This is a genomic window from Streptomyces sp. NPDC090083, from assembly GCF_044747445.1.
GTDB lineage: Bacteria > Actinomycetota > Actinomycetes > Streptomycetales > Streptomycetaceae > Streptomyces.
The window spans coordinates 443652-465023 of the sequence record NZ_JBIVED010000005.1 but is presented as its reverse complement, the minus strand read 5'-3'; the positions used below and the strand labels follow the sequence as shown (position 1 = coordinate 465023).

General features: G+C 70.9%; 18 protein-coding genes. 9 read left to right on the top strand and 9 right to left on the bottom strand.

The features are described from left to right. Window positions 1-292 precede the first annotated feature (292 nt). The 4 genes from ACIPTO_RS21495 to ACIPTO_RS21480 form a co-directional block, all read right to left on the bottom strand. Window positions 293-1204 (bottom strand): hypothetical protein, encoded by a 912-nt coding sequence (locus ACIPTO_RS21495; RefSeq protein ID WP_401194541.1) that lies wholly within the window; start codon window positions 1202-1204, stop codon window positions 293-295. A 4-nt stretch (window positions 1205-1208) separates the two neighbouring features. After that, window positions 1209-2264 (bottom strand): NlpC/P60 family protein, encoded by a 1056-nt coding sequence (locus ACIPTO_RS21490; RefSeq protein ID WP_401194538.1) that lies wholly within the window; start codon window positions 2262-2264, stop codon window positions 1209-1211. A 285-nt stretch (window positions 2265-2549) separates the two neighbouring features. Further along, entirely contained in the window at window positions 2550-4121 is a 1572-nt protein-coding gene (locus tag ACIPTO_RS21485) for an MFS transporter (RefSeq protein ID WP_401194744.1), read from the bottom strand. 190 nt (window positions 4122-4311) lie between these two features. Beyond that, complete coding sequence (locus tag ACIPTO_RS21480; protein ID WP_401194536.1) at window positions 4312-5163, bottom strand: MarR family transcriptional regulator; 852 nt, start codon at window positions 5161-5163, stop codon at window positions 4312-4314. A 651-nt stretch (window positions 5164-5814) separates the two neighbouring features. On the opposite strand from ACIPTO_RS21480, the gene ACIPTO_RS21475 reads away from it, so the two are divergent. Continuing rightward, window positions 5815-6264, top strand: coding sequence for a spore-associated protein (locus ACIPTO_RS21475; RefSeq protein ID WP_401194534.1), 450 nt, complete (start codon window positions 5815-5817; stop codon window positions 6262-6264). 84 nt (window positions 6265-6348) lie between these two features. On the opposite strand, the gene ACIPTO_RS21470 is transcribed toward ACIPTO_RS21475, so the two are convergent. Next, entirely contained in the window at window positions 6349-7074 is a 726-nt protein-coding gene (locus ACIPTO_RS21470; RefSeq protein ID WP_401194532.1) for a hypothetical protein, read from the bottom strand. Between the two features lie 18 nt (window positions 7075-7092). Then, entirely contained in the window at window positions 7093-7728 is a 636-nt protein-coding gene (locus ACIPTO_RS21465) for a SigE family RNA polymerase sigma factor (protein ID WP_401194529.1), read from the bottom strand. A gap of 425 nt (window positions 7729-8153) precedes the next feature. Between ACIPTO_RS21465 and ACIPTO_RS21460 the strand changes: the two genes are divergently transcribed. From ACIPTO_RS21460 to ACIPTO_RS21440, 5 genes are all read left to right on the top strand, one after another. Continuing rightward, complete coding sequence (locus ACIPTO_RS21460; protein WP_401194526.1) at window positions 8154-11579, top strand: BTAD domain-containing putative transcriptional regulator; 3426 nt, start codon at window positions 8154-8156, stop codon at window positions 11577-11579. A gap of 63 nt (window positions 11580-11642) precedes the next feature. Then, a complete protein-coding gene (locus ACIPTO_RS21455) occupies window positions 11643-11852 on the top strand; it encodes a hypothetical protein (RefSeq protein ID WP_401194524.1) in 210 nt (69 codons plus the stop codon). A 22-nt stretch (window positions 11853-11874) separates the two neighbouring features. Beyond that, window positions 11875-12675 (top strand): alpha/beta hydrolase, encoded by an 801-nt coding sequence (locus ACIPTO_RS21450; RefSeq protein WP_401194522.1) that lies wholly within the window; start codon window positions 11875-11877, stop codon window positions 12673-12675. 43 nt (window positions 12676-12718) lie between these two features. Continuing rightward, complete coding sequence (locus tag ACIPTO_RS21445) at window positions 12719-13711, top strand: alpha/beta fold hydrolase (protein WP_401194520.1); 993 nt, start codon at window positions 12719-12721, stop codon at window positions 13709-13711. Between the two features lie 132 nt (window positions 13712-13843). Beyond that, on the top strand, window positions 13844-14629 hold the full coding sequence (locus tag ACIPTO_RS21440) for an SDR family NAD(P)-dependent oxidoreductase (RefSeq protein ID WP_401194517.1): 786 nt from the start codon (window positions 13844-13846) through the stop codon (window positions 14627-14629). 63 nt (window positions 14630-14692) lie between these two features. Here ACIPTO_RS21440 and ACIPTO_RS21435 read toward each other — a convergent pair whose 3' ends face one another. Then, window positions 14693-15286 (bottom strand): helix-turn-helix domain-containing protein, encoded by a 594-nt coding sequence (locus ACIPTO_RS21435; protein WP_366315137.1) that lies wholly within the window; start codon window positions 15284-15286, stop codon window positions 14693-14695. A gap of 332 nt (window positions 15287-15618) precedes the next feature. On the opposite strand from ACIPTO_RS21435, the gene ACIPTO_RS21430 reads away from it, so the two are divergent. Genes ACIPTO_RS21430 through ACIPTO_RS21420 form a run of 3 tightly spaced genes read left to right on the top strand, consistent with a single transcriptional unit; the run spans window position 15619 to window position 17910 of the window. Beyond that, window positions 15619-16455 (top strand): mycofactocin-coupled SDR family oxidoreductase, encoded by an 837-nt coding sequence (locus ACIPTO_RS21430; RefSeq protein ID WP_366315135.1) that lies wholly within the window; start codon window positions 15619-15621, stop codon window positions 16453-16455. 25 nt (window positions 16456-16480) lie between these two features. Beyond that, window positions 16481-17674, top strand: coding sequence for a cytochrome P450 (locus ACIPTO_RS21425; RefSeq protein WP_401194513.1), 1194 nt, complete (start codon window positions 16481-16483; stop codon window positions 17672-17674). Next, the gene (locus ACIPTO_RS21420; protein ID WP_366315131.1) at window positions 17674-17910 is read left to right on the top strand and encodes a ferredoxin; all 237 of its coding nucleotides are present in this window, start codon (window positions 17674-17676) and stop codon (window positions 17908-17910) included. The genes ACIPTO_RS21425 and ACIPTO_RS21420 overlap by 1 nt, the downstream gene beginning before the upstream one ends. Window positions 17911-18041: 131 nt before the next feature. Here ACIPTO_RS21420 and ACIPTO_RS21415 read toward each other — a convergent pair whose 3' ends face one another. Next, window positions 18042-20405, bottom strand: coding sequence for a carbohydrate-binding protein (locus ACIPTO_RS21415; RefSeq protein ID WP_401194510.1), 2364 nt, complete (start codon window positions 20403-20405; stop codon window positions 18042-18044). Between the two features lie 204 nt (window positions 20406-20609). Beyond that, a complete protein-coding gene (locus tag ACIPTO_RS21410; RefSeq protein ID WP_366315127.1) occupies window positions 20610-21269 on the bottom strand; it encodes a GntR family transcriptional regulator in 660 nt (219 codons plus the stop codon). Window positions 21270-21372: the final 103 nt, after the last annotated feature.

The following is a 21372-nucleotide window of genomic DNA, read 5'->3' as shown; positions in this document are numbered from 1 at the left end:
TGCCGTCTCGGACTGGTGGCGTCAACGGCGGGCAGTGCGGGCGCCCTTGCGGATCTGGAGGACGACGAACGGTGCGTGGGACGGCAGTCGGGCAGCCGTCGGCAGGCAGGCCCGCGGTGGGTGACCGGGCTCTCGTCAACTCACCTGTCGATTGGTGGTGTTGAGGCGTGTGGGATTCTGTGCGGGGCAGACGTTATTGGACCAGACCAATACCGTCAAGACTGTGTACCGGGCAACGGTTCGGCGGCACGGCCCGCCGCGAGCGACGAGCGGACCGAGTGTGGCGGCCGGCCTACGACGACGCCTGCGTGGACCGTCCGGCCCGGCGGGTGAACCGTCGGAGTCCGCGGCGGGTGGGCTTGAGGGGCTTGTCCTCAGGAGCGATCGTTTCTGGTCCCGGGGGGAGGGCCGGCAGCGCCTGGCCGCGTTGCTCCAGGCCGGGTTGTTCCAGACGGTTGCGGACCGCGCGGGCCATGGCCTGATGGGCCGGCTCCAGGGGTACGCCCTCCTCGGCGAGGCGCTCCCACATGTGCAGCAACTCGGCTCCCCGGGTGGCCACTTGGCTCTCGTCCAGCAGTCGCTGCCACGCCGCGGTGGCGCGGGCCACCTCCGGCGCCGCCCGCCCGAGGTCCGTACGGCAGCGGATGCGTGCCACGGTCAGCGCGAGGACGGTGGAGAGGGTGTAGTCGCCGCGCCGGAAGGCGAGGTACGCCTCGATCGCCCGTGCTTCCAGGGCGAGTTCGTCCTCCGCGCCCCGGCGCAGGGTGAGGTGTTCGCGCAGCGCGCTGGCGAGGACGAACGCGGCGTGCAGTTCCTCGCGCTGGGCGTGCCGGATGATCCGCTCCACCCGGGCGAGTGGCGGGAAGGCCTCCTCCTCCGCGGCGGTCCGCTCGCGTCCCGGCGGCAGGTCCTCGTCCTCGGCGATCGTGCGGCTCGAACCGTCGGGGTGCACCCGCAGGCGGGCCACCTGCATCACCGTACGGTCGATGACGGTGGCCGCCACCGGGGCACCCAGGGTGCGGGCGAACATGGCGATGGCGTCCAGGATGGCCTCGTTGGGCTGCTGCACACCGCCCATCTCCAGCAGATGGCCGTTGACCACCGTCGAGCCGTCCTCGGCCACGAACGCGTCGAGCCGGACCAGCGGTGGCGCGTTGAGCACCGGCAGGTTCGCGTCGTCGCGGGGGGTCGGTGACTGGTTCATCTGCTCAGGCTCCGGGTCGGACCACGCCGAGAATGGGCATCGAGGCGGCGGGCGCCACCGTGACCGAACGTCCCGGCCTCGGTGCGTGCACGATCCGCCCCTGGCCTATGTACAGGCCCACGTGGGTGGCGTCGTTGAAGTAGATGATCAGGTCTCCGGGCCGCGCGGACGCCAGGCCGACGTGCCGCAGCCCCTGCCATTGCGCCTGCGAGGTACGGGGGATGGGATGCCCGGCCGCCGCCCACGCGGTGGAGGTGAGTCCCGAGCAGTCGTACGACGAAGGGCCGACCGCTCCCCACACGTACGGCTTGCCCATCTGCGCCATCGCGAAGTCCACGGCCCGCTCCGCCGCGCCGGTCGCCTTCGTGTCGCCGCCGGAATCCCCGCCGGTCCAGCGGGACTTGGCCTTCTGGTCCGCGGCCTTGTCCAACTGGGCGAGTCTGCGCGTCTGGTCCTGTCGCAGCCCGTTCTCGATCTGTTCGGCGCGGGCGATCCTCTGCTCGATCCTCTTCTTCGCCGTGGCCTTGGCGGCACGGCTGATGTCCAGCTCGCGCAGCTTCTTCGCGGCCGCATCGGTCTGCCTGCTCACCGTGTCGCGGGCGCTCTTCTGACTCTCGGAGACGGTGGCGAGACTCCGCAGGGCCTGGCGTGCCTGGGACGCCTCGTTCAGAGCCTGGTCCGGGTGGTCGCCCAGCAGCAACTGGATGCCCGTGGAAGCGATATCGCCGCCGCGGTACTGGGTACGAGCGGCTGCGCCGGCGAGGTCGCGCAGGTCGCGCACCCGGTCCTCGGTCCGCGCCAGGTCCGCGCGCAGCGAGGTCAGCCGCTTCTTCTGCCCGGCCGCCTTCACGTCCGCCGTGTTGTACGCCTCGGTGGCTTTCTCCGCCTCGCGGTACAGGCTGTTCAGCTCGGCACGGATGCTCTCGATCGACTTGCCGTCCTGTGGGTCGGGTGCTGCCGGCGCCGCGTAACCGGGGGTGGGCAACAGGGCTGTCGCACAGACGAGGGCGGCTAATCGGGCCCGGCCCCACAGCCGTCTGCCGCCGGTCGACACGTTCATCAAGTCACTTTCAGAGGTCGTGTGCAGGGCGGCTCGGACGGGCGACGCGATTCACATGTCGTCACATGTCGCCCGTACGGAACGTGCGGAGAAGCGTTCGATACTTGAACACACTATCGCGTGCCACTCACGCCCCAGACGCCGGTGTCTCCCCTCGGCGTGTCAACTGGCGCGTCGGCACCACCACTTGTCCCACCCGCGAGGCCTGACGGTGAACGGCCGGTCACCCGGCGCGGTGTGCCGTACCGATCCTCGGGCCGTCCACGGCGGCCGTGGCACCACGCCTCAGGTACGCGTCCGCTGTCCATCCCCGGCCGGAGACGCCGGAGCGGTCGGAGCCGCCGAGGTCTCGCCCTCCGCGACCGCCGGGGTGCCCCTGCCGCCGGGGTGGCGCAGCGAGACGAGGTATCCGATGCCCAGCGCGATGGCCATGCCGTAGAACACCCACTGATTGGCCTGGGCGAAGTCCATCCGCACGCTCGACATCGCGTCGCGCGCGGCACTCGCCGCAGCACCGCTGCCGGTGGGCCGGCGGGCGTCTCCATTGCCTGTCACCGCCTCGGCGATGCCCTTCGCGACGCCGTGCGCGGTGTCCGACGGCACCCCGCGGGAGGCGAGTGTCGACAGGATGTTCTGGGTCGTCTGGTGGGTGAGGATCGTGCCGAGGACGGCCAGGCCCACACTCGCCGCGTAGTTGCGGACGGTCTGTGTGACGCCGGTGACCTCGCCGTAGGAGGCACCGATCGCCCGGTTGACGGCGTCCGTGGAGGCGGGCGCGAGGATGAAGCCGATGCCGGCGCCCGCGAGGGCCACGTAGGGCCACTGGTCGTGCATCGACAGGTCGGTCAGCTTGTTGGCCCACAGGGCGAAACCGACGGCGCCCAGCACGGTGCCGATCCTCATCGGACCCCGGGCTCCCCGTTTGTCCAGCATGCGCCCGCCCCACTGGGAGGCGATCGCGAAGCCCGCGAAGAAGTACAGGAGGTACAACGCGGCCTGGTTGGGGGAGGCGCTCAGCGAGACCTGGGCGTAGACCGAGGCGAAGAAGAACACCGGGACGAAGGCCAGCATGGCGAAGAACAGCACCAGCACGTCCACGGTGAAGGCTCTGTCACGGAACACCGCGAGGTTGACCAGGGGGTGCCGCCTGTCCCGCTCGTAGCGGCAGAACAGGGCGAGCACCGCCAGACCGCCCGCGATGCAGGCCCAGGTCGCCGCGCTGTCCCAGCCCCAGGTCGCCGCCTGCTGGAAACCGAGCACACTCACACCCATGCCGACCGCGATGAGGACGGCGCCGACGACGTCCAGCGACTCGTCGCGTCGCTGGTTCCGGACGTGCGCCATCATCGTCAGCACGAGGGCCACGACGGCCACGGGCACGTTCACCCAGAAGATCGCCCGCCAGGTCCAGGACGTGAGCCAGCCGCCCAGCAGCGGTCCGATGGCCGTCAGTGCCCCGGACAGCCCGAAGAACAGGGCGAGGGCCCTGCCCCGCCGCTCCACCGGGAACACGGCCACGACGACGGCCAGGGCCGCCGGGAACAGTAGTGCCGCTCCCAGGCCCTGCGTCGCCCGGAAGACGATCAGCCAGGTCTGGGCGAAGTCGCCTTTGGGCACGCAGCCGCAGAGCACGGAGGAGACGACGAAGACGAGAGTGCCGATGATGACGACCCGGCGTGGCCCGAAGAGGTCCGCCAGACGACCGCCGAGGGCGAAGAACGCCGCCAGCGACAGCAGATAGGCGTTCACCACCCACTGCATGCCAGAGGCGGTCAGACCCAGTTCGTCGACGATGTCCGGAGCCGCGATGGAGACGATCGTCTGATCGATGAACGTCATCGACACCGCGAAGAGCATGGCCGCGAGGGTCAGCGTCTGGTTCGGGGTCCTGGGCGCCGGTTCAGCGGCTGCGCCCCGCGCCGCATGAGAGCCACTCACCCGTTCATTCTCGGCCGCCTCGCCGGGCATCGCATCCGCAGCACGATCACGGCCCCTGGGACAATCCGCAGGCCGAGGGCTTGGTCCGGCGTTCGCCGGCTCCCGTGGGTCACCGCGAGTCCGTGGCCTTCAGGGCCGCGGTGATGGGCTGGAGCTCGGTGATCAGCTCGTCGAGCTCGGCGGGGGACAGGGCGTCGTAGGGCGGGGTGGCGAGGTCGTCGGTGAGGGCCTCGATGCGCTGTTTCGTGGCGCGGCCGGTGTCCGTGAAGCGGCCCTCGGAGTCGATGAGTCCGCGTGCGCGCAGGCCGTCCATGACTGCCGCCAGGCGTTCCTCGGGCAGGTGATGGATGCGTCCGAACGACTCCGCGGGGTGGATTCCCTGATCCAGAGCGGAGAGTACGTGGGCCTCCGTACCGCCGATCCGCGCGCCGAGGAGCGCGGCGATGTGTCCGTCGCCGCGGTGTTCGCGCAGCATGGTCGCGGAATGCCACAGCCGGGCGACGGGGTCGCCGGGCACGTCGAGGGTGCGCATGCCCGCGTACATCATCCGGCCTTCGGTCGGGGCGCTCGTCGCGGCCTTGGTGGTCAGGTCCGCGGCGCGCGCCAGGCCGGGGGAGCCGACCAGTTCGTCGCCGAGGATGCGCCGCAGGGAGGCCGCGCTGCCCCGCTCGCGCGCGGCGACGGAGGCGGCGGGAGGGATCGTCTCCCAGGCCCTGGGGATGTGCCGTGCGACTTCACCGTCGGCGAAGTTGTAGAAGGCCGCGTGCACGACGTGGGCCGGCACCCGTCCCAGGGGTGCGGCCCGGCTGGCGAAGTAGCCGTCCCAGTAGCCGCGGTGGCCGAGTGCGGCCATCTCCTCGTTGCACTCGTCGGCGAGGAAGGTGACCAGGCAGATCGGCTCCAGGAGCTCGAACATGCGGCGGGCGACGTGGGCCGTCGGTTCCAGGTGTGTCGTGCCCATCGGGTGCTCCCTCTGTTCGGTGCGCCGACCTCTTCGGTGCATCGACTTGGACCGTGCGGCGTGCTGAAACTCATCGGTGGGCGGAGGGAGGAAGCGCGGACGGGGTGGTGCGTGACGGGCGTTCCGGCCGATGGATCGTGTCCGAGGCTTCCGTCAGGGCGATGAAGCCGCAACCACGCCCGACTGTCCGGCCGGACCACCTGCCCGCGCGCCGCGATGACCTGCTGGGTGCAACTCCGTCCCGACCGGGCGGAGATCGCGACGGCGAGCCGGACGGTCACGTTCGGGACGCGGATGGCGCCCGAGTGAACTCCTTCGACGCCTGTGGCGCCGGAGAGTTGTGGCAGGAATGCGCCGACTTCCTTGTGTCGCACGGTGGTTGGGCGGCTCGGCGACGGAGGCCCGTCACCCGGGGCAGCTGCCGGGTTTCTCGGTCGTCGATGTCCTGGCGCGTGGGCTCCGGTGCGTGGACGGCGGTCCGCGGCGTCGCCGCACTGTCCGCATCCGTCGAGGTCACGGCCTCCCGGCGGTGTTCCCGGTGCGCCTCGTCAACTCGGCCGGATCGAGCCGGTGCGGGCCCACAACCCTGCCGGGCGGGCCCGTGTCTGACCTGTCAGGAGTAAACGAGCCCTAAGCTCATAAGGGGGAAATATGAGATTCATCCGTTCCGCTCTCGCCGGTACCGCGTTGGCGGCCCTGGCGGTCGGCGCGACGGCCGTCGCGGCCGGTCCCGCCTCCGCGGCGCCGAACACCACCGCGCAGAAGGTCTGCGGGAGCGCCTACAAGACCGTCAATTCCGCGCCCGTAGGCACGCAGGGCACCGTCTACCTGACCTACAACGCGTCCAACGGCAAGAACTGCGTCGCGACCATCCGCACCAACCCTGGCGCAGCACGGGACATGGGAGCGTGGATCTACGTCTCCGACACCGACGAGTACGCCCAGGACACCGGCGTGTACACGTCGTACGCCGGACCGGCCTACGTCCAGGGCAGGGCCCACTGCGTCGACTGGGGCGGCCACATCGACAACGTGTACGTCTACGTCACGGGCTCCAACTGCGCCGCGCTGAAGGAGCACCGGGTCACCACGGTCCGCTGACCCACTGAGCGCCACCACGGTTCGGCCCGCTCCCGTCGGCCGGGGGCGGGCCGGATCACGGCGCCGCCCGGCTGCGCGGTCCGCTCAGAGCGACGACATCTCCGCCACCTCCTTGCCGTCGCCGCCGTACGCCCGGAAGACGGGGCGGTTCGAGGTGAGGCCGGTCTTCTGTTCCCGCGTGATGTCGCGAGCGGGTCCGACCGCGTAGGTGCTCACGTAGGCTGGCCGGCCGGCCAGCCGCACGATGGGGAGTTCGCTGGTGCGGCCCTTGATGGTCATGGTGATCCTGGCGGCGGGGGTCTCGCCGGTGTAGGCCAGGATGTACACCGTGCCCTCGGCCAGGGGGTGCACGCTCATGGTCATGGGCACCGCACCCGGCTGGTCGACGTCGAGATAGCCCACGCAGACAGGTTTCCCGTGCGTGGTTGTCGCGTCGCAGTACTCCCTGGGCTTGAGCAGGTACCAGACGCCGAGGCCGGCCTGGATCTTCTCGCCGGGGCGGACGATACGCACCTCCGGGCCGGGAGACGGCGACGCGTGCCGGGTGGGGGAGTGCGTGGGGCGCGGGTCCGTACTGGTGACGCTGTGCGACGCCGTCGGTCCGGAGTGCGCCGCGATCTCGATGCCCGCGGGCACCAGGAGGGCCGCGCCGAGGCTGGCCGCCGCCCACCGGCGACGGCGTCTGATGGTCCGGCTGCGGCGCATGATCCGCTCGTACGAGAACGTCGGCGGGGCGCAACTGCGCGCGGCCTCGTCGAGCGCCTGCCACAGTTCGGGCACCGGAGGCTCCGGTGAGATGTCGGTCGTCATCGTGTGGGCCTTTCCCCTTCAGCGCTGTGCCACTGTCGCGGCGTACTCGGACAGGAGCGCGCAGCCGCGCAACTTCTTCAAGGCCCGGCTCGCCTGGCTCTTGACGGTGCCGGCCGAGCAGCCGAGGACGTCCGCGGTCTCCTGCTCGCTCAGGCACTCCCAGTACCGCAGGGCGACGACGGCGCGCTGGCGGGGCGGGAGCGTGGCGAGCGCGGCGAGGAGTTCGGTGCGGGTGTCGTAGCTGTCGAGGTCACTGACGTGGTCGGCGAGTGTGTCCGGCTCGCTCAGCTGCGGGGTGAGGAGCTGCACGACCCGTCGTCTGCGCTGCCGGGTGGTGTTGTTGTTGATGAGGGCGCGGCGGATGTAGCGGTCGGGCGCGGCGAGGGCGCGCACGTGATCCCAGCGCAGGTACACCTTGGCGAGGGTGGTCTGGACGAGGTCCTCCGCCTCGTGGTGGTCGCCGTAGGTCAGCAGATAGGCGAAGCGGAGCATCCACGACCAGCGGGCGGTCGCGTAGGTCTCGAAGTCCCCCACGTCGAGGTCGTGCTCGGGCGGATTCTCCTCCCGGTCCGTCACCGTCCTGTCGGCCGCCCCTCGGTCGACTCTGTCCGCGGCCCCCGCCTCAGCGGCGGCAGGCGTACAAGGGCTGGTCATGCGCGCACCCCGGCTTCCCCGTTTCCTTCATGCCGGCCCGGCGCTCCGGTCGTTGAGCGCGGGCTTCTGTGAGTAACACCGCAGGGTGAGCGCCCGGGTTGCACGCGGTTCTCCGCTCGTGTCCTCGGCGGGACACCGGGCCGACCGACGAGCCGTTCGGCAACTCGACGGGAAACACGGCGAGTTGCCCAAGTCGGTTGCCGCGCAGGCGGGTTCGTTCACGCGACCGGCACACCTTGATCACGCGTCGCTCATAGACTTGTCCTGCCGGAGTTGCCCGGCCGTGACGCACGAGGGGCGTGGAGTTGGTGCGCTTCACCGTATTGGGCGCGGTGCGCGGTTGGCGGGAAGGCGGCGAGCTGTCGCTCGGTCCGCCTCGGCAACAGGCTTTCCTGGCACTGCTGTTGGCGCGCGGAGGGCAACCGGTGACCGTCGCGGAAGCCGCCGAGGTGCTGTGGGGGGACGATCCACCGCCGAGTGCGCCCGCGGTCCTGCGCCGTTACGCGGGTGCCCTGCGCCGGGTGCTGGAGCCCGCCGTGCCCCGGGCCGGGGCGGCGAGCCCGCTGCTGCGCGAGGCCGGTGGCTACCGGTTCCCGGCGGATGCCCGCTCCTCGGACCTGCTGCGGTTCCGTGCGACCCGCGACCGGGCCCGGGACGCCGGGCGCACGGGCGAGCCGGAGCGGGCGGTGGCGCTGTACGCGGAAGCGCTGGCCCTCTGGCAGGCGCCCGCGGCAGCGAACATCCCGTCACGGGTACGGGCCCACCGGGTGTTCGCGGACCTGGACGAGGAACGCCTCGCCGCGGCGACCGAAGCCGCCGACGTGGCACTGGGCTGCGGGTCCGTGGAGACGGTCCTGCCGGAACTGCGGCGGCTGGCACGCCACCACCCGCTGGACGAACCGTTGCACAGCCGCCTGATCCTGGCACTGTCCCTGGCCGGCGACCGGGCCGAGGCCCTGCAGACCTACCAGCGTGTCTGCGCACAGCTGAGGGACCAGCTGGGGGCCGACCCGTCACCGGCCCTGCTGGCCGCACAGCGCCAGGCCCTCGCCGGAGGAGGACCGGCGGCGGAAGCGGTGGACCCCGCCGCTCCCGACGGCCGGGCCGACGCCCTGGCACCCGTGGTCAGGCCCGCCCAACTACCGCCGCGCTACGAGTACTTCACCGGTCGCGAGACAGAGATCGGACGCCTGCTCGGGGACCTCACGGCAGGCGCCGTGGTGATCAACGCGATCGGCGGGATGGCCGGGGTGGGAAAGACGACGCTCGCCGTGCATCTGGCACACCGGGTGGCACCCCGGTTCCCGGACGGCCAGCTCTACGTCAATCTCCGCGGATTCGATCTGCGCGGGTCCGCCATGGACCCGGCCGAAGCGGTACGGGGTTTCCTGGAGGCCCTGGGCGTCGGCCCGCAGCAGATCCCGGACAGGATCGACGCCCAAGTGGCCCTCTACCGAAGGCTGTTGGCCGGCCGACGGGTGCTGGTGCTGCTCGACAACGCACGGGACGCGGAACAGGTACGCCCGCTGCTGCCGGCCGCCGCCGGCTGTCTGGTGCTGATCACCAGCCGCGACCAGCTCACCAGCCTGGTGGTCGCCGACGGCGCACGCCCGCTCACCCTCGACCTGCTGTCCCACGCCGATGCCACGGAATCGCTCGCGCGGCGGCTCGGCGCGGACCGGGTCGCCGCCGAGCCGGAGGCCGTGGAGGAGATCATCACCCTGTGCGGCAGGCTGCCGCTCGCCCTCGCTCTCACCAGCGCGCGAGCCCTCGTCAACCCGGGCTTCCCGCTGGTCGCGATAGCCGCCGAACTGCGCGAGGCGCACGGCAGCCTCGACGCCTTCAGCAACCCCGACGCCACGACCGACGTCCGCTCGGTGTTCGGCTGGTCCTACCGTGCGCTGTCCACCGACACGGGCAGGCTGTTCCGCATGCTGTCCGCGCATCCGGGACCCGACATCGGCGTCCGCGCGGCAGCCGCCCTGGCCGGCCGCCCGGTCCGGCAGACCCGCGCCTCACTGGACGAACTCACCCACGCGCACCTCCTCACCGAGCGTTCGCCCGGCCGCTACGTCTTCCACGACCTGCTGCGCGCCTACGCGAGCGAACTCTCCCTGACGGAGGAGAGCGAAGGAGAACTCGACGACGCCGTGCGACGCATGCTCGACCACTACCTTCGCACCGCGCACGACGCCCTCGACCGCCTCGAACCGACCGGGCTCTTCCCCCGGCCGGGCCCGGCGCCGGACGCGATGGCGACGCCTGCGCTCGGCGACACCGACGCGGCACTGGCCTGGTTCACCGCCGAGCACACGGCGCTGATCGGCGTCGTAGCGCTGGCCGCGGACCTCGGACACGGCACCCTCGCCTGGCGGTTGGCGCGCAGTCTGGACCCCTTCCACGAGCGGCAGGGCCACTGGCACGACTGGGCGGCCCTCCAGCGCACCGCCCTGTCCGCCGCACAGCGGCAGTCGGATCCGGCCGGACTCGGCCACGCCCACGCCGGCCTCGGGCGTGCCCACTCCCTGCTGCGCCGATACGGCTCCGCCGAGGACCATCTGGGCCGCGCCCAGGCGCAGTTCGAGGAACTGGGCGATGCCATGGGGCAGGCGTACGTCCAGAGATCGCTCGGGTGGATCATGACCCGCACCGGGCGGCACGAGGCGGCGATCCACCACACCGCACAGGCACTCGACCTCTACCGCGCCGCGGACCACCTCAAGGGACAGGCCGAGACCCTCAACGCCATCGGCTGGTACCTCGCGGTCCTGGGGGACCTCAGGGGAGCCGCCGAACACGCCGTGGAATCCCTCACGCTGTACCGGCGGATGAGCGGCGCGGATCCCCAGGGCCAGGGCCTGACCTGGGACACGCTCGCCTACGTCCATCACCGGCTCGGTCGGCTTCGACGCGCCCGCACCTGCTACGAGCGGGCGATCAGGCTGTTCCACAGGAGCGGGGACCGGTACAACGAAGCGGGGAGCCTGGACCGGATCGGCGACGTGCACGAAGCCGCCGGGGATCATGGCGCGGCGCGGGAGGCCCGGGAGCGGGCCCTGCACATCCTCACGGTCATCGATCCGCCCTGGGCCGCGGAGACACGGGCGAAGCTGCCCGGCCGGGAGCGGGAGGGCAGCCGGCGGCCGGCGCGACCGGCCCGCGCCACCGTCGCCTCCTCGGGCCGCCCGGCCCGAGCTCCCGGCGGCGGCCGTACGGCGGACGACTACCGCTCCGTCCTGCCCGCCCTGGCCGAGCGGCTCTCGGACGAAACCCACCGCCTCGTGAACGACTCCGGCACCGCGTCGAAGGCCCTCTACGAACGATTCCTCGACGCCAGGCGCCGCGCCAGGAGCCCCATCGCGGCGGTGGACTCCGCGGCCATGTTCGTCAACAGCGCCGCCGCCGCGATCCTGCGCTCCAGCGACCGGATACCGCTGTGGGAATGGGCGCGACAGGAGGCGGCGGCCCCGGCCGGCCGGACCAGCCCGCCGTTCGTCCTCGCGTCGGGGGCCAGGGCCGAGCGGTGCGAGGGAATCCGCGAGGGAGGGGTGCTCATCGGGGCTGTCGTGTGGCTCAAGGCTCCCGAACCTGCGGTGTCCGGAGGCCGGGAGTGGGACACCCTGACCCGTTCGGAGCGCAGTGTCGCCGAGCACGTGGCGCGGGGGCTCACCAACCGCGAGACGGCGGCCCTGCTGTTCGTCTCGCCGCACACCGTGGACTACTACCTGCGGCAGGTCTTCCGGAAACTGCAGATCAGATCGCGTGTCGAACTCGCCGGACTGATGGCGGCGAGCGAGCAGGACCCGAGCACTACGCGTTCACGTGGGGTGCCGGGACGGGAGACGTCCTAGCGTCGTCATCGCATTCGAATCTGCGCTCGAATGCTGCCTGCGGACAGCGAAGGAGAGTGCGCCATGACCGAACCGGGAGCTCCGGCGGAGACGGCCGAGTCCTCCTGGTTCCTCCGTGGCCGCACCCGGATCCACGACGAGGGACACGCGCCGCCACCACACATCCACGGGCACGGCCCGCGCGGGGTGCCGCACGGTTTCCTGCTCCGTTCACCGCGGTCGCGGTTCGAACTCCGCGTGGCGGGTCCCCCGCCGACCGTCCAGTCCCTTTGAGCCCCGCCGAGAGGTCATCACCATGAACACCACCCCGATCCCCGTCGTGCTGATCCACGGCCTGTGGCTGCACGCGACGTCCTGGGCCCCGTGGGCCGACCTGCTCACCGAGGCGGGGTACGCCCCTGTCGCCCCGGGCTGGCCGGGCGAGGCCGCCACCGTCGAGGAGACCCGCGCGAACCCGGACCGGCTGGCCGGCCACGGCATCGACGACGCCGTGGAGCACTACGCGGAGATCATCGCCGGTCTCGACCGCAAGCCCGTCCTCATCGGGCACTCCTTCGGCGGCATGATCGCCCAGAAGCTGCTGGGCCGGGACCTCGCGGCGGCCGCCGTGGCCATCGACGCGGCCCAGATCAAGGGCGTCCTGCCGGTGCCCCTCTCGGCGCTGCGCGCCGCGTTCCCGGCCTTCCACAACCCGGCGAACCGCAACCGGGCGGTGTCGCTGACCGAGGAGCAGTTCCGCTACGCCTTCGGCAACGCCATCCCCGAGGAGGAGTCCGCCGAACTGCACGCGCGGTGGGCCATCCCCGCCCCCGGCAAGCCACTGTTCGAAGCGGCGGCGGCCAACTTCGACCCGCACTCGCCCGCCAAGGTCGACACCCGCAACACCTCCCGCGGCCCCCTTCTGCTGATCACCGGCGGCAAGGACCACACCGTCCCCAGCTCCGTCACGCGATCCACCCTCAAGCAGTACCGGCACTCCGACGCCGTCACCGACCTCCGAGAGTTCCCCGACCGCGCGCACTCCCTGACGATCGACCACGGCTGGCGCGAGGTCGCCGAGGCGAGCCTCGCCTGGCTGGCCGACCAGTCGCTCTGACAAGTCCCGGACCGCTGGACCCACGGAAGAGAGCACGCCTGTCATGTTCAGCAGATCGCGTACCGGTCGCCTCGCTCTCCTGGCCTCGCTGATCGCCCTGGTGGCGACGACGGCCGGGGTCGCCGGAGCCGCACCCGCCGACCGGCCCGCACCGTCCACCCGGTCCGCCGGTGAACCCCGCGTCCCGGCCGGGTTCACCGAGCAGAAGGTGCGGGTCGGCGGCGTCGGGATCAACTACGTCAGAGGTGGACACGGCCCCACCCTGGTGCTGCTGCACGGCTTCCCGCAGACCTGGTACGAATGGCGCGACCTCCTGCCCGAACTGGGCAGGCACTACACGGTGATCGCACCGGACCTGCGGGGAGCCGGCAAGAGCGACGCCCCGGCCGGCGGCTACGACAAGAAGACCCTCGCGGCCGACGTGCAGGGGCTGCTGACCAGGCTCGGGCTCGCCCACGACATCCGCCTGGTCGGCCACGACATCGGGACGATGGTCGCCTATGCCTTCGCCGCGGCCCATCCCGCCGAGGTACGCAAACTGGTCCTCAGCGAGGCGCCGATCCCCGACAAGGGCCTGTACGACTTCACCTCGCTGACGCCCCAGGGGCCGGGCGCCTGGCACTTCGGCTTCTTCGACCTGAAGAACCAGCTGCCCGAGAAGCTCATCGCGGGACGCGAAGAGGTGTGGGTGGACGGTTTCACCGACTCCCTCGAAGTCAAGAAGAACGCCATCGGCCCCGTCCAAGTGCGGGAGTTCGCGAGCTACTTGCGTGACCCGGCCCATCTGAAGGCCGGCTTCGAATGGTTCCGGGCCTTCCCCACCGACATCGCGGACAACGCCGTCAACCGCAAGGTCAAGCTGACGATGCCCGTGCTCGCCATCGGCGCGAGCAACAGCCTCGGCAAGCAGGAAGCCACCCAGGTCCGCTCGTACGCGAAGCACGTCACCGGGGTGGTGATCGCGGACTCCGGCCACTGGATCTACGAAGAGCACACCGCCGAACTGATCCGACTCCTGCTCTCGTTCCTCCGCTAGAGGTCGCGCGGGCCTCGCGCCCGATCATCCCGACCGTCCCGTCTGTCCCGTCTGTCCCGTCTGTCCTTTCCAAGCCGTGAACCGTCCAGGACCTGGTCCCGGACGGTTCACACCAGAAGAGTCGAGTAGCTCATGGATCTGCGCCTCCGGGGGAGGACGGCCGTGGTCACCGGTGCGAGCAAGGGCATCGGACTGGCCGTCGTAAGGGCCCTGGTGGCCGAGGGCGTCAGCGTGACGGCCGGCGCCCGCCACATCGGCGATGAACTCGCGCACCTCGCGGACCGAGGTGAGGTCCACCCGGTCGAGGTGGACCTCTCGGTTCCGGACGGACCGGCCGTGCTGATGGACGCCGCCGCTGCCTTCGGCGGTCTGGACATCCTCGTCAACAACGTCGGTGCCGTCCGCCCCCGCACCGGGGGATTCCAGTCCGTCACCGACGTCGACTGGACGGCCACCTTCGACATCAACTTCCTGTCCGCCGTGCGGGCCACCCGCGAAGCGCTGCCGCTGATGCTCGACCGGGGCTCCGGTGCGATCGTCACCGTGGGGTCGGTGAACTCCGTGCTGTCCGACCCCCTGGTCATCGACTACAGCGCCGCCAAGGCCGCCCTGGCCAGCTTCAGCAAGTCCCTCGCCAAGGAGCTGGGACCGCGGGGCATCCGGGTCAACACCGTCAGCCCCGGCCCGGTCGCCACCGGCCTGTGGCTCGGCACCGACGGGGTCGCGGCGACCCTCGCCCACGTCAACGGAGCCGCACCGGACACCGTCGCCGCCCGGGCCGCCGCCGAGTCGGTGACAGGACGCTTCACCCGGCCGGAGGAGGTCGCCGACCTGGTCCTCCTGCTGGCCAGCGACAGGACGGCGAACGTGACTGGCGCGGACTTCGTCGTCGACGGGGGACTGATACCCACCCTGTAGGGATCGCGGAGGCCTCTGCGAGAGCGAGAGCCAGAGTCAGAGCCAGAACGCGGGCGGGGGCCGTCAGTCCTCGGCGGGCGCGCCCTCGTAGCGTTGGAGGAACTGCTCCACGAACGCCAGGACTTCCGCGTGCCGGGTGGTCAGGCCCATCGTGTTCTCCATCATGATGATCCGGCCGAGGGCGTTGGTGAGCATGAGCAGGACGGCCGGGGAGACCTCGGGCGGCAGTTCCGTGCCTGTGTCGGTGAGACGGCGGGTGAGCGCCGCCAGCTGGGCTTCGCGGTAACGGTCCGCGAAGCCGGCGAGTTCGGCGCGGATCGCCTTGCGGTGATTGGCCAGGGCGGCGAATTCGGTGGTCAGGGCATTGCCGGGGTGGCTGGCGATCCGCCACAGGGCGCGCAGCGGCTCAGGGCCGTCCAACAGGCCGACCACGCGCTCCAGTTCACGGTCGCCGCGCCGCCGCAGCATGGCGAGGAAGAGGTCGTCCAGCGTGCGGAAGTAGTACAGCACCAGCGCCGGAGCCACCTCGGCCTCGCGCGCCACCCGGCGCACGCCCACTGAGGCGTACCCCTCTTCGAGCATCAGCCGCTCGGCCACGTCGAGCAGGACGTGGCGCGTCTTGGAGTTCTCGGTGCCCGTACGGCGCGGCGCAGTCATGCCGGTCATTGTGCTTGACGGCTCCCGCGCAGCGCTGTTAAACAGTTGTTCAGCACTCCTGTTGAACAGTTGTTCAGCGCCGGTGAGGGTCGCCCGACAGGGAATGCCGCGCGCGACCAACACGGCCTGTCCACAGTTAAGTTGACGCCTCGTCCGATGACGCACCGCGAGGCCCGCTCACCCCTCGCCGGGCCGCGTCCCGCGTCCGGCCCGGGCCCTCTCCAGCGCAGCGCAGTGCACCGCCGCGAGCCACCTGTACGCGTCCCGCCGCTCGCCCTGCTCCCGCACGTCGCACCGAGCCGACCCATCCTCCAGCGAAACGAGGTAGCCACATGCCCGGACGAGTCGAAGGCAAGGTCGCCTTCATCACCGGCGCCGCCCGAGGCCAGGGGCGCAGCCACGCCGTACGGCTGGCCGAGGAGGGCGCCGACATCATCGCCGTCGACGTGTGCGGCCAACTCGACGGCGTCACCTTCCCGATGTCGACTCCCGAAGACCTGGAAGAGACGGTCGAGCAGGTCAGGAAACGCGGGCGGCGCATCCACGCCGTACAGGCCGACGTGCGCGACCACGACGCCCTCAGGTCGGCCGTGGACGACGGTGTGGCCGAGTTCGGCCGACTGGACACGGTCGTGGCCAACGCCGGCCTCGGCAGCGACGGTGCCACGCTCGACGCGATGGAGGAGAAGACCTGGCGCGACATGATCGACGTCAACCTCACCGGCGTATGGCTGTCCGCCAAGGTCTCCGTCCCGCACATCGTCGCGGGCGGACGCGGCGGATCGGTCATCCTGACCAGCTCCGTCGGCGGTCTGAAGGGCTACCCGAACATCGGCCACTACATCGCCGCCAAACACGGCGTGGTGGGCCTGATGCGCACCATGGCGGGGGAGTTGGGGGCGCACCGCATCCGCGTCAACACCCTCCACCCCACCCAGGTGAACACACCGATGGTGATGCACGAGGGCACCTACCGGATGTTCCGCCCCGACCTGGAGAACCCCACGGCCGACGACTTCGCGGCGGTCTCCCAGAGCATGCACACGCTCCCCACGCCCTGGGTCGAGGCCGTCGACATCAGCAACGCCGTCCTCTTCCTCGCCTCCGACGAGGCCCGCTTCATCACCGGCGTGACCCTGCCGATCGACGCCGGCGCCCTGCTCAAGTAGCCCGCACAGCAGAGGAGTCGAGCCCGTGACCGGCATCGAGGACATCCACTGGGACCCCTACGACCCCGCACTCGCGCGGGACCCCTACCCCCTCTACGCACGCCTTCGCGAGGAAGCCCCGCTCTACTACAACGACAAGCACGACTTCTACGCCGTCAGCCGCCACGCCGACGTCCAGCGCGGCCTGGCGGACTGGGGGACCTACTCGTCGGCCCACGGGGACATCCTGGAGATCATCCAGGCGGACATCGAACTCCCGCCCGGCACCCTCATCTTCGAGGACCCCCCGGTCCACGACATCCACCGCCGCCTGCTCGCCCGCGTCTTCACACCCCGCCGCATCGCCACCCTGGAACCACAGGTGAGGGCCTTCTGCAGGCGCGCGCTCCGACCCGTCACCGGGGCGGAGCGGTTCGACCTCGTCGAGGCGGTCGGGGCCGAGATGCCGATGCGGGTGATCGGCATGCTGCTGGGCATCCCGGAGGCCGACCAGCCCGCCATCCGCGACTACACCGACGACACCCTGGTCACCGAGGCCGGCGGAAAGATCAACCACGAGGACATCCTCAGCACGGACGCCTTCAAGGACTACATCGACTGGCGCAAGCAGCACCCCTCCGACGACCTCATGACCGAGCTGATGACCGCCGAGTTCGAGGACGAGAACGGCGTCACCCGCACCCTCACCGACGAGGAGGTCCTCACCTACTGCACGGTGGTGGCCGGAGCGGGCAACGAGACGACGGGCCGCCTCGTCGGCTGGTTCGGCGCCCTGATGGCCCGCTACCCCGAAGCACGGCGGGAGTTGGCGGCCGACCCCTCCCTCATCCCGAACGCCATCGAGGAGATCCTGCGCTTCGAGCCCACCGGACCGTTCACCGCCCGGTACGTCACGAGGGACATCGAGCTTTACGACCGCACGGTGCCGGCCGGCAGCGCCGTCCTGTTCGTCCTGGCAGCCGCCAACCGTGACCCCCGCCGGTTCGAGGACCCCGACCGCTTCGACATCCACCGGGTCACCCAGCACATGAGCTTCGGCGCCGGCGCCCACTACTGCCTGGGCGCCGCGCTGGCCCGGCTGGAAGGCACGATCGCGGCACAGGAGATGCTCAGGCTGTTCCCCGGCTGGGACGTGGACTGGGATCACGCGGAGTTGGCCCAGACCTCGACCGTGCGGGGCTGGAAGAGTCTGCCGCTCGTCATCCGAGGAGCCGTGTGATGACGGAGCGGTGGAGGGTCGGCGTCGACAGACGGGTGTGCGTACGGACCGGGTTGTGCGCGGCCTCCGCGCCCGGGGAGTTCGTGCTGGACGAGAACGGCCAGGGCCGCGCCCGCTCCGACACGCTCCCGGCCTGCGAACTCGTCCTGGAGGTCGCCGAGTCCTGCCCCGTCGAGGCGATCCACATCACGGACCTGATGAGCGGCGAGCGGGTCTTCCCACCGCCGACCGCGTAGCCGGGCGACTGCTGCCCGCCGGCCGCCGGCCGTCAGGGGCGCGAGACGCACGGCGTCCGGCACCGGCTCCCTGGACGCTTCGGGAACCGGTACCGGACTCCGCGAGGGGCTGTCCTCGGTGGCGGCCCGGGCTACCTGCCCGCGTGGTTGAACGAGAAGTAGTCGATGTTGCCGAACCCGGGCTGTCCGCCGGGCGCGACGAGGAAGACCTTGTGGTGTCCGCTGGTGGGGGTGATCGACGTGGACTGCACGGAGAGGGTGTCGAAACCGCCGGTGCCCGCGACGTGCAGCACGCCGATGCGCGGGCCGGTGACGGAGTCGAGGTGGATCTCGATGCCCTTGCCCGCGTAGGCGTCGTCCACGCCGACGAAGGCGGTGAACAGGTCCGCGTCCGAGCCGAAGTCGACGTCGTCGTAGCCGATCCAGTCGCCCCCGTCGATGCTGCCGACGACCGTGCCCGAACCGGCGGCGTGGTCGCTGACGCCACTGCTGGACGTGTAGGCCTCGCCCTCCACCTGCCGGCCCACCCGGGTCGCTCCGCCGACCCACTTCGGCGCGCCGTACTGATAGGCGCCGGCGCTCGGGCTCGGGTCCTGGTAGCCGTCCGTCGCGGGCGGGTGGACCACTCCCGCGTTGCGGGCCGGTGAGTCGGCCTGGAGCGTGAAGTCGTTCACGGCCGGGTTGGTGAACCGTGCGGAGCTGACCGGGGTGACGTTGTTCGAGTTCGTGATTCCCGCGTCGCTGCCGGTGACGCCGATGTTGTTCACGATCTCGGTGTCCGAGAAGGTGCCGCCGAAGGTGCTGGCCACGTTGGTGTCCGTGCCGGAGGTGTTGTTGTAGATCCGGTTGCCCGAGGTGCTCTGCCCGTTCGGGTTGATGAGGACGGCCCCGTAAGTGGTGCGGTTCCAGGCGACGTTGTCGTACACCGTCGCGTTGTAGGTGCTGTTGTCGAGATAGACGCCCGGAGCCGGCGCGGTGTGGGCGAACGGGGACGGGTCGTGGAACTGGTTGTGGTGGATCACCGTGGTCGCGAGGTCGACCGAGCAGCAGACGTAGACGGCGCCGCCGTCCACGACCAGGTTGTCGTAGTCCGACAGGTCGTTGTAGGCGATGGTGTGGCCCGCCGACGTGAACCCGGCGACCTTGTTGTCGATGTTGATGGAGCTGCGGCCCGAGCTCTGGACCGTGTTGTGGACGATGGAGTGGTCCGAGCCGAGGACGTTGATGCCGGCCGCGTAGCTGCCCAGTGTGTCGACGTGCAGGATCGTGGTGTTCGCCACGGTGTTGGCGCTGCCGGACACGACCACGCCGTTGCCGGTGCTGCCGTCGATCAGGCTGTCGCGGAGCACGTTCCCGTGGCCCTGGAGCAGGATGCCCGAGGTGGTCTCGCCGGCGGTCAGGACCGCGCAGCCGTCGGGCGCGGTCACCATGGCCGGGTCGGGCTGCAGCTCCGCGTCGGAGGAGATGTCGTGCGCGACGATGCCGTCCAGGACGACACCGGTGGAGGTTTCTGAGGTCCGGGCGGTGGCGCCGCGGATGCCCAGGCCCTCGACGGTGATGTGCGACCGGCCGCTGAGGTCGATGGCGACGGCGCGCTGCTTCGCCGCCACGGAGCCGGCCGAGGGCTTCGCGCCGTCGGGGGAGTACAGGTACAGCGTGTGGCTGGGCGCCTGGTAGAACCACTCGCCGGGTCGGCCGAGGAGCGCGAGTTTGCCCTTGAGTGAGTAGTTGGTGCTCTGGTTCGGGCTCAGGCCGACACAGGTGGGCAGGCCCGCCGCGGTGATGGTGCCGACCTGCGAGTCGGTGACGGTGCCCGTCTCGCTGACGAACCAGTTGTGCGCCGTCAGCTGCGCGCCCTTCCAGAAGCCGGCGGGCTGCGTGAGGGCGGTGTCGGAGAGGCTGTCGGTGGTGCCGGACTGCGCGGAGGCCAGGGTCGGCGAGCTGACGTTGTCGCCGGGGTAGGGCGACTGCGCCTCGATCTGCGCCGCGCCTTTCCAGAACACCTGGTTGCCGGTGAGACGAGGGTTGATCTTGACGTGTGCCCGGTAGACCTGGCCGCTGGCGACCGCGGTCGCGAAGTCGGAGCCGGCCATGAAGGGGTCGTCGTGTTCGAGGGAGTTCAGGTCCTTGCCGGTGACCGCCTTCCATCCGGTCACCGGATCGGCGCCGTCGACGACGACGTGCGCACCGGGGGCCGCCGCGTAGGTGATCGGTGCGCCCGCGGTTCCGCTCCGGGCGGGGGCGACGGTCTCGTGGTAGGTGCCGGATGCGATGACGCACCGGTCACCCGCGGACATCACGGCCGAGCACCGGTTGATCGTCCTGAACGGCGACCGCTCGGTGCCCGCGTGCCGGTCGGAGCCGCTGGGGGAGACGTGGAAGGTGTGCGGACGCGTGGCGGCCTGTGCGCTGGTGGCGAGGGTGCCCGAGCCGAGGGAGAGGAAGACCGCGGCGGCCGCGAGCACGGCACCGCGGGATCTGGATCGATTCGACATTGAACTCCAATCGGTTATCGATAGTCGCGAAAGTAGAGTCCGTCGTCGGATCTCGTCAATCGTTTCGTCCGGCCGACCGTCGCGACGGCTCGCCAGGGGCGCCGTGATGGAGGCGGGGGAGCGCGCCGCACGCGACCGGGCGCCGCGGACACGAAAGCGCCCCGCCGGCGAGGGCCGACGGGGCGCTGACGTGCTCCTATGTGATCAGTGGTGCGGGATCATGCCGTCGTCCCCGCGCGCATGGGCGGCGAACCTGGCCCCCGCGCGGTCCGGGTCCGCGGACTTCAGCGCCGACAGCAGCTCGGCGTGGTCCTCGGCCATGGCGTTCCAGTCACCGGTGAACAGAGGGTCGGAGACGACGCGCAGGGCGCGCAGGTTCGGCTCCATCACTCCCCAGAGCTTGGGGAGGAAGGGGTTTCCGCTGGCCTCGCACACCGTGCGGTGGAAGGTGATGTCGGCGTCACGGAAGAGCCCGACATCTCCTTGGCGTGCCGCCTGCCGCATGGCCTCCACCTGGGCTTCCAGTGCCTCGAAGGCGGTGGCCGAGGGCTGTGCTGTCACGGTGCGGGCGGCAAGTTCCTCGATCACCACACGGACGGCGCGGGCGTGGTGCGCGTCCTCCTGCGACACCACCGCGACGAAGCTGCCCCGGCGTGGGATGTGGTTCGCCAGGCCTTCGTGCACCAGGCGCCGGACCGCCTCGCGCACCGGTGCCTGGCTGACGCTGAACTGGCGGGCGATCTCGGACTCGATCAGCCGGGCTCCGGGTTCGAGGGTGCCCGAGATGATCAGGCCTCGGACCCGCGCGTACACCTGGTCGGACAGCAGGACCCGGGTCAGCGGCTCTCCGATGGCGTCTGGCATGAAGCCTCCTTGGTCGATACCACTTGGCATCTTATCGATACTCGCCTGGATGTCGTGACGAACCCTTGACATCCAGGGAAGGGGCACCGTCATATGTTCTATC

What these genes read in the sequence shown, in the direction of transcription:
- ACIPTO_RS21435 (WP_366315137.1), bottom strand. Translation starts at nt 15,286, where the DNA reads ATGACTGCGCCGCGCCGTACGGGCACCGAGAACTCCAAGACGCGCCAC.
- ACIPTO_RS21480 (WP_401194536.1), bottom strand. Translation starts at nt 5,163, where the DNA reads ATGGGCACGACACACCTGGAACCGACGGCCCACGTCGCCCGCCGCATG.
- ACIPTO_RS21410 (WP_366315127.1), bottom strand. Translation starts at nt 21,269, where the DNA reads ATGCCAGACGCCATCGGAGAGCCGCTGACCCGGGTCCTGCTGTCCGAC.
- ACIPTO_RS21490 (WP_401194538.1), bottom strand. Translation starts at nt 2,264, where the DNA reads ATGAACGTGTCGACCGGCGGCAGACGGCTGTGGGGCCGGGCCCGATTA.
- ACIPTO_RS21420 (WP_366315131.1), top strand. Translation starts at nt 17,674, where the DNA reads ATGACGGAGCGGTGGAGGGTCGGCGTCGACAGACGGGTGTGCGTACGG.
- ACIPTO_RS21465 (WP_401194529.1), bottom strand. Translation starts at nt 7,728, where the DNA reads ATGACCAGCCCTTGTACGCCTGCCGCCGCTGAGGCGGGGGCCGCGGAC.
- ACIPTO_RS21495 (WP_401194541.1), bottom strand. Translation starts at nt 1,204, where the DNA reads ATGAACCAGTCACCGACCCCCCGCGACGACGCGAACCTGCCGGTGCTC.
- ACIPTO_RS21455 (WP_401194524.1), top strand. Translation starts at nt 11,643, where the DNA reads ATGACCGAACCGGGAGCTCCGGCGGAGACGGCCGAGTCCTCCTGGTTC.
- ACIPTO_RS21445 (WP_401194520.1), top strand. Translation starts at nt 12,719, where the DNA reads ATGTTCAGCAGATCGCGTACCGGTCGCCTCGCTCTCCTGGCCTCGCTG.
- ACIPTO_RS21450 (WP_401194522.1), top strand. Translation starts at nt 11,875, where the DNA reads ATGAACACCACCCCGATCCCCGTCGTGCTGATCCACGGCCTGTGGCTG.
- ACIPTO_RS21430 (WP_366315135.1), top strand. Translation starts at nt 15,619, where the DNA reads ATGCCCGGACGAGTCGAAGGCAAGGTCGCCTTCATCACCGGCGCCGCC.
- ACIPTO_RS21470 (WP_401194532.1), bottom strand. Translation starts at nt 7,074, where the DNA reads ATGACGACCGACATCTCACCGGAGCCTCCGGTGCCCGAACTGTGGCAG.
- ACIPTO_RS21475 (WP_401194534.1), top strand. Translation starts at nt 5,815, where the DNA reads ATGAGATTCATCCGTTCCGCTCTCGCCGGTACCGCGTTGGCGGCCCTG.
- ACIPTO_RS21485 (WP_401194744.1), bottom strand. Translation starts at nt 4,121, where the DNA reads ATGCTCTTCGCGGTGTCGATGACGTTCATCGATCAGACGATCGTCTCC.
- ACIPTO_RS21440 (WP_401194517.1), top strand. Translation starts at nt 13,844, where the DNA reads ATGGATCTGCGCCTCCGGGGGAGGACGGCCGTGGTCACCGGTGCGAGC.
- ACIPTO_RS21415 (WP_401194510.1), bottom strand. Translation starts at nt 20,405, where the DNA reads ATGTCGAATCGATCCAGATCCCGCGGTGCCGTGCTCGCGGCCGCCGCG.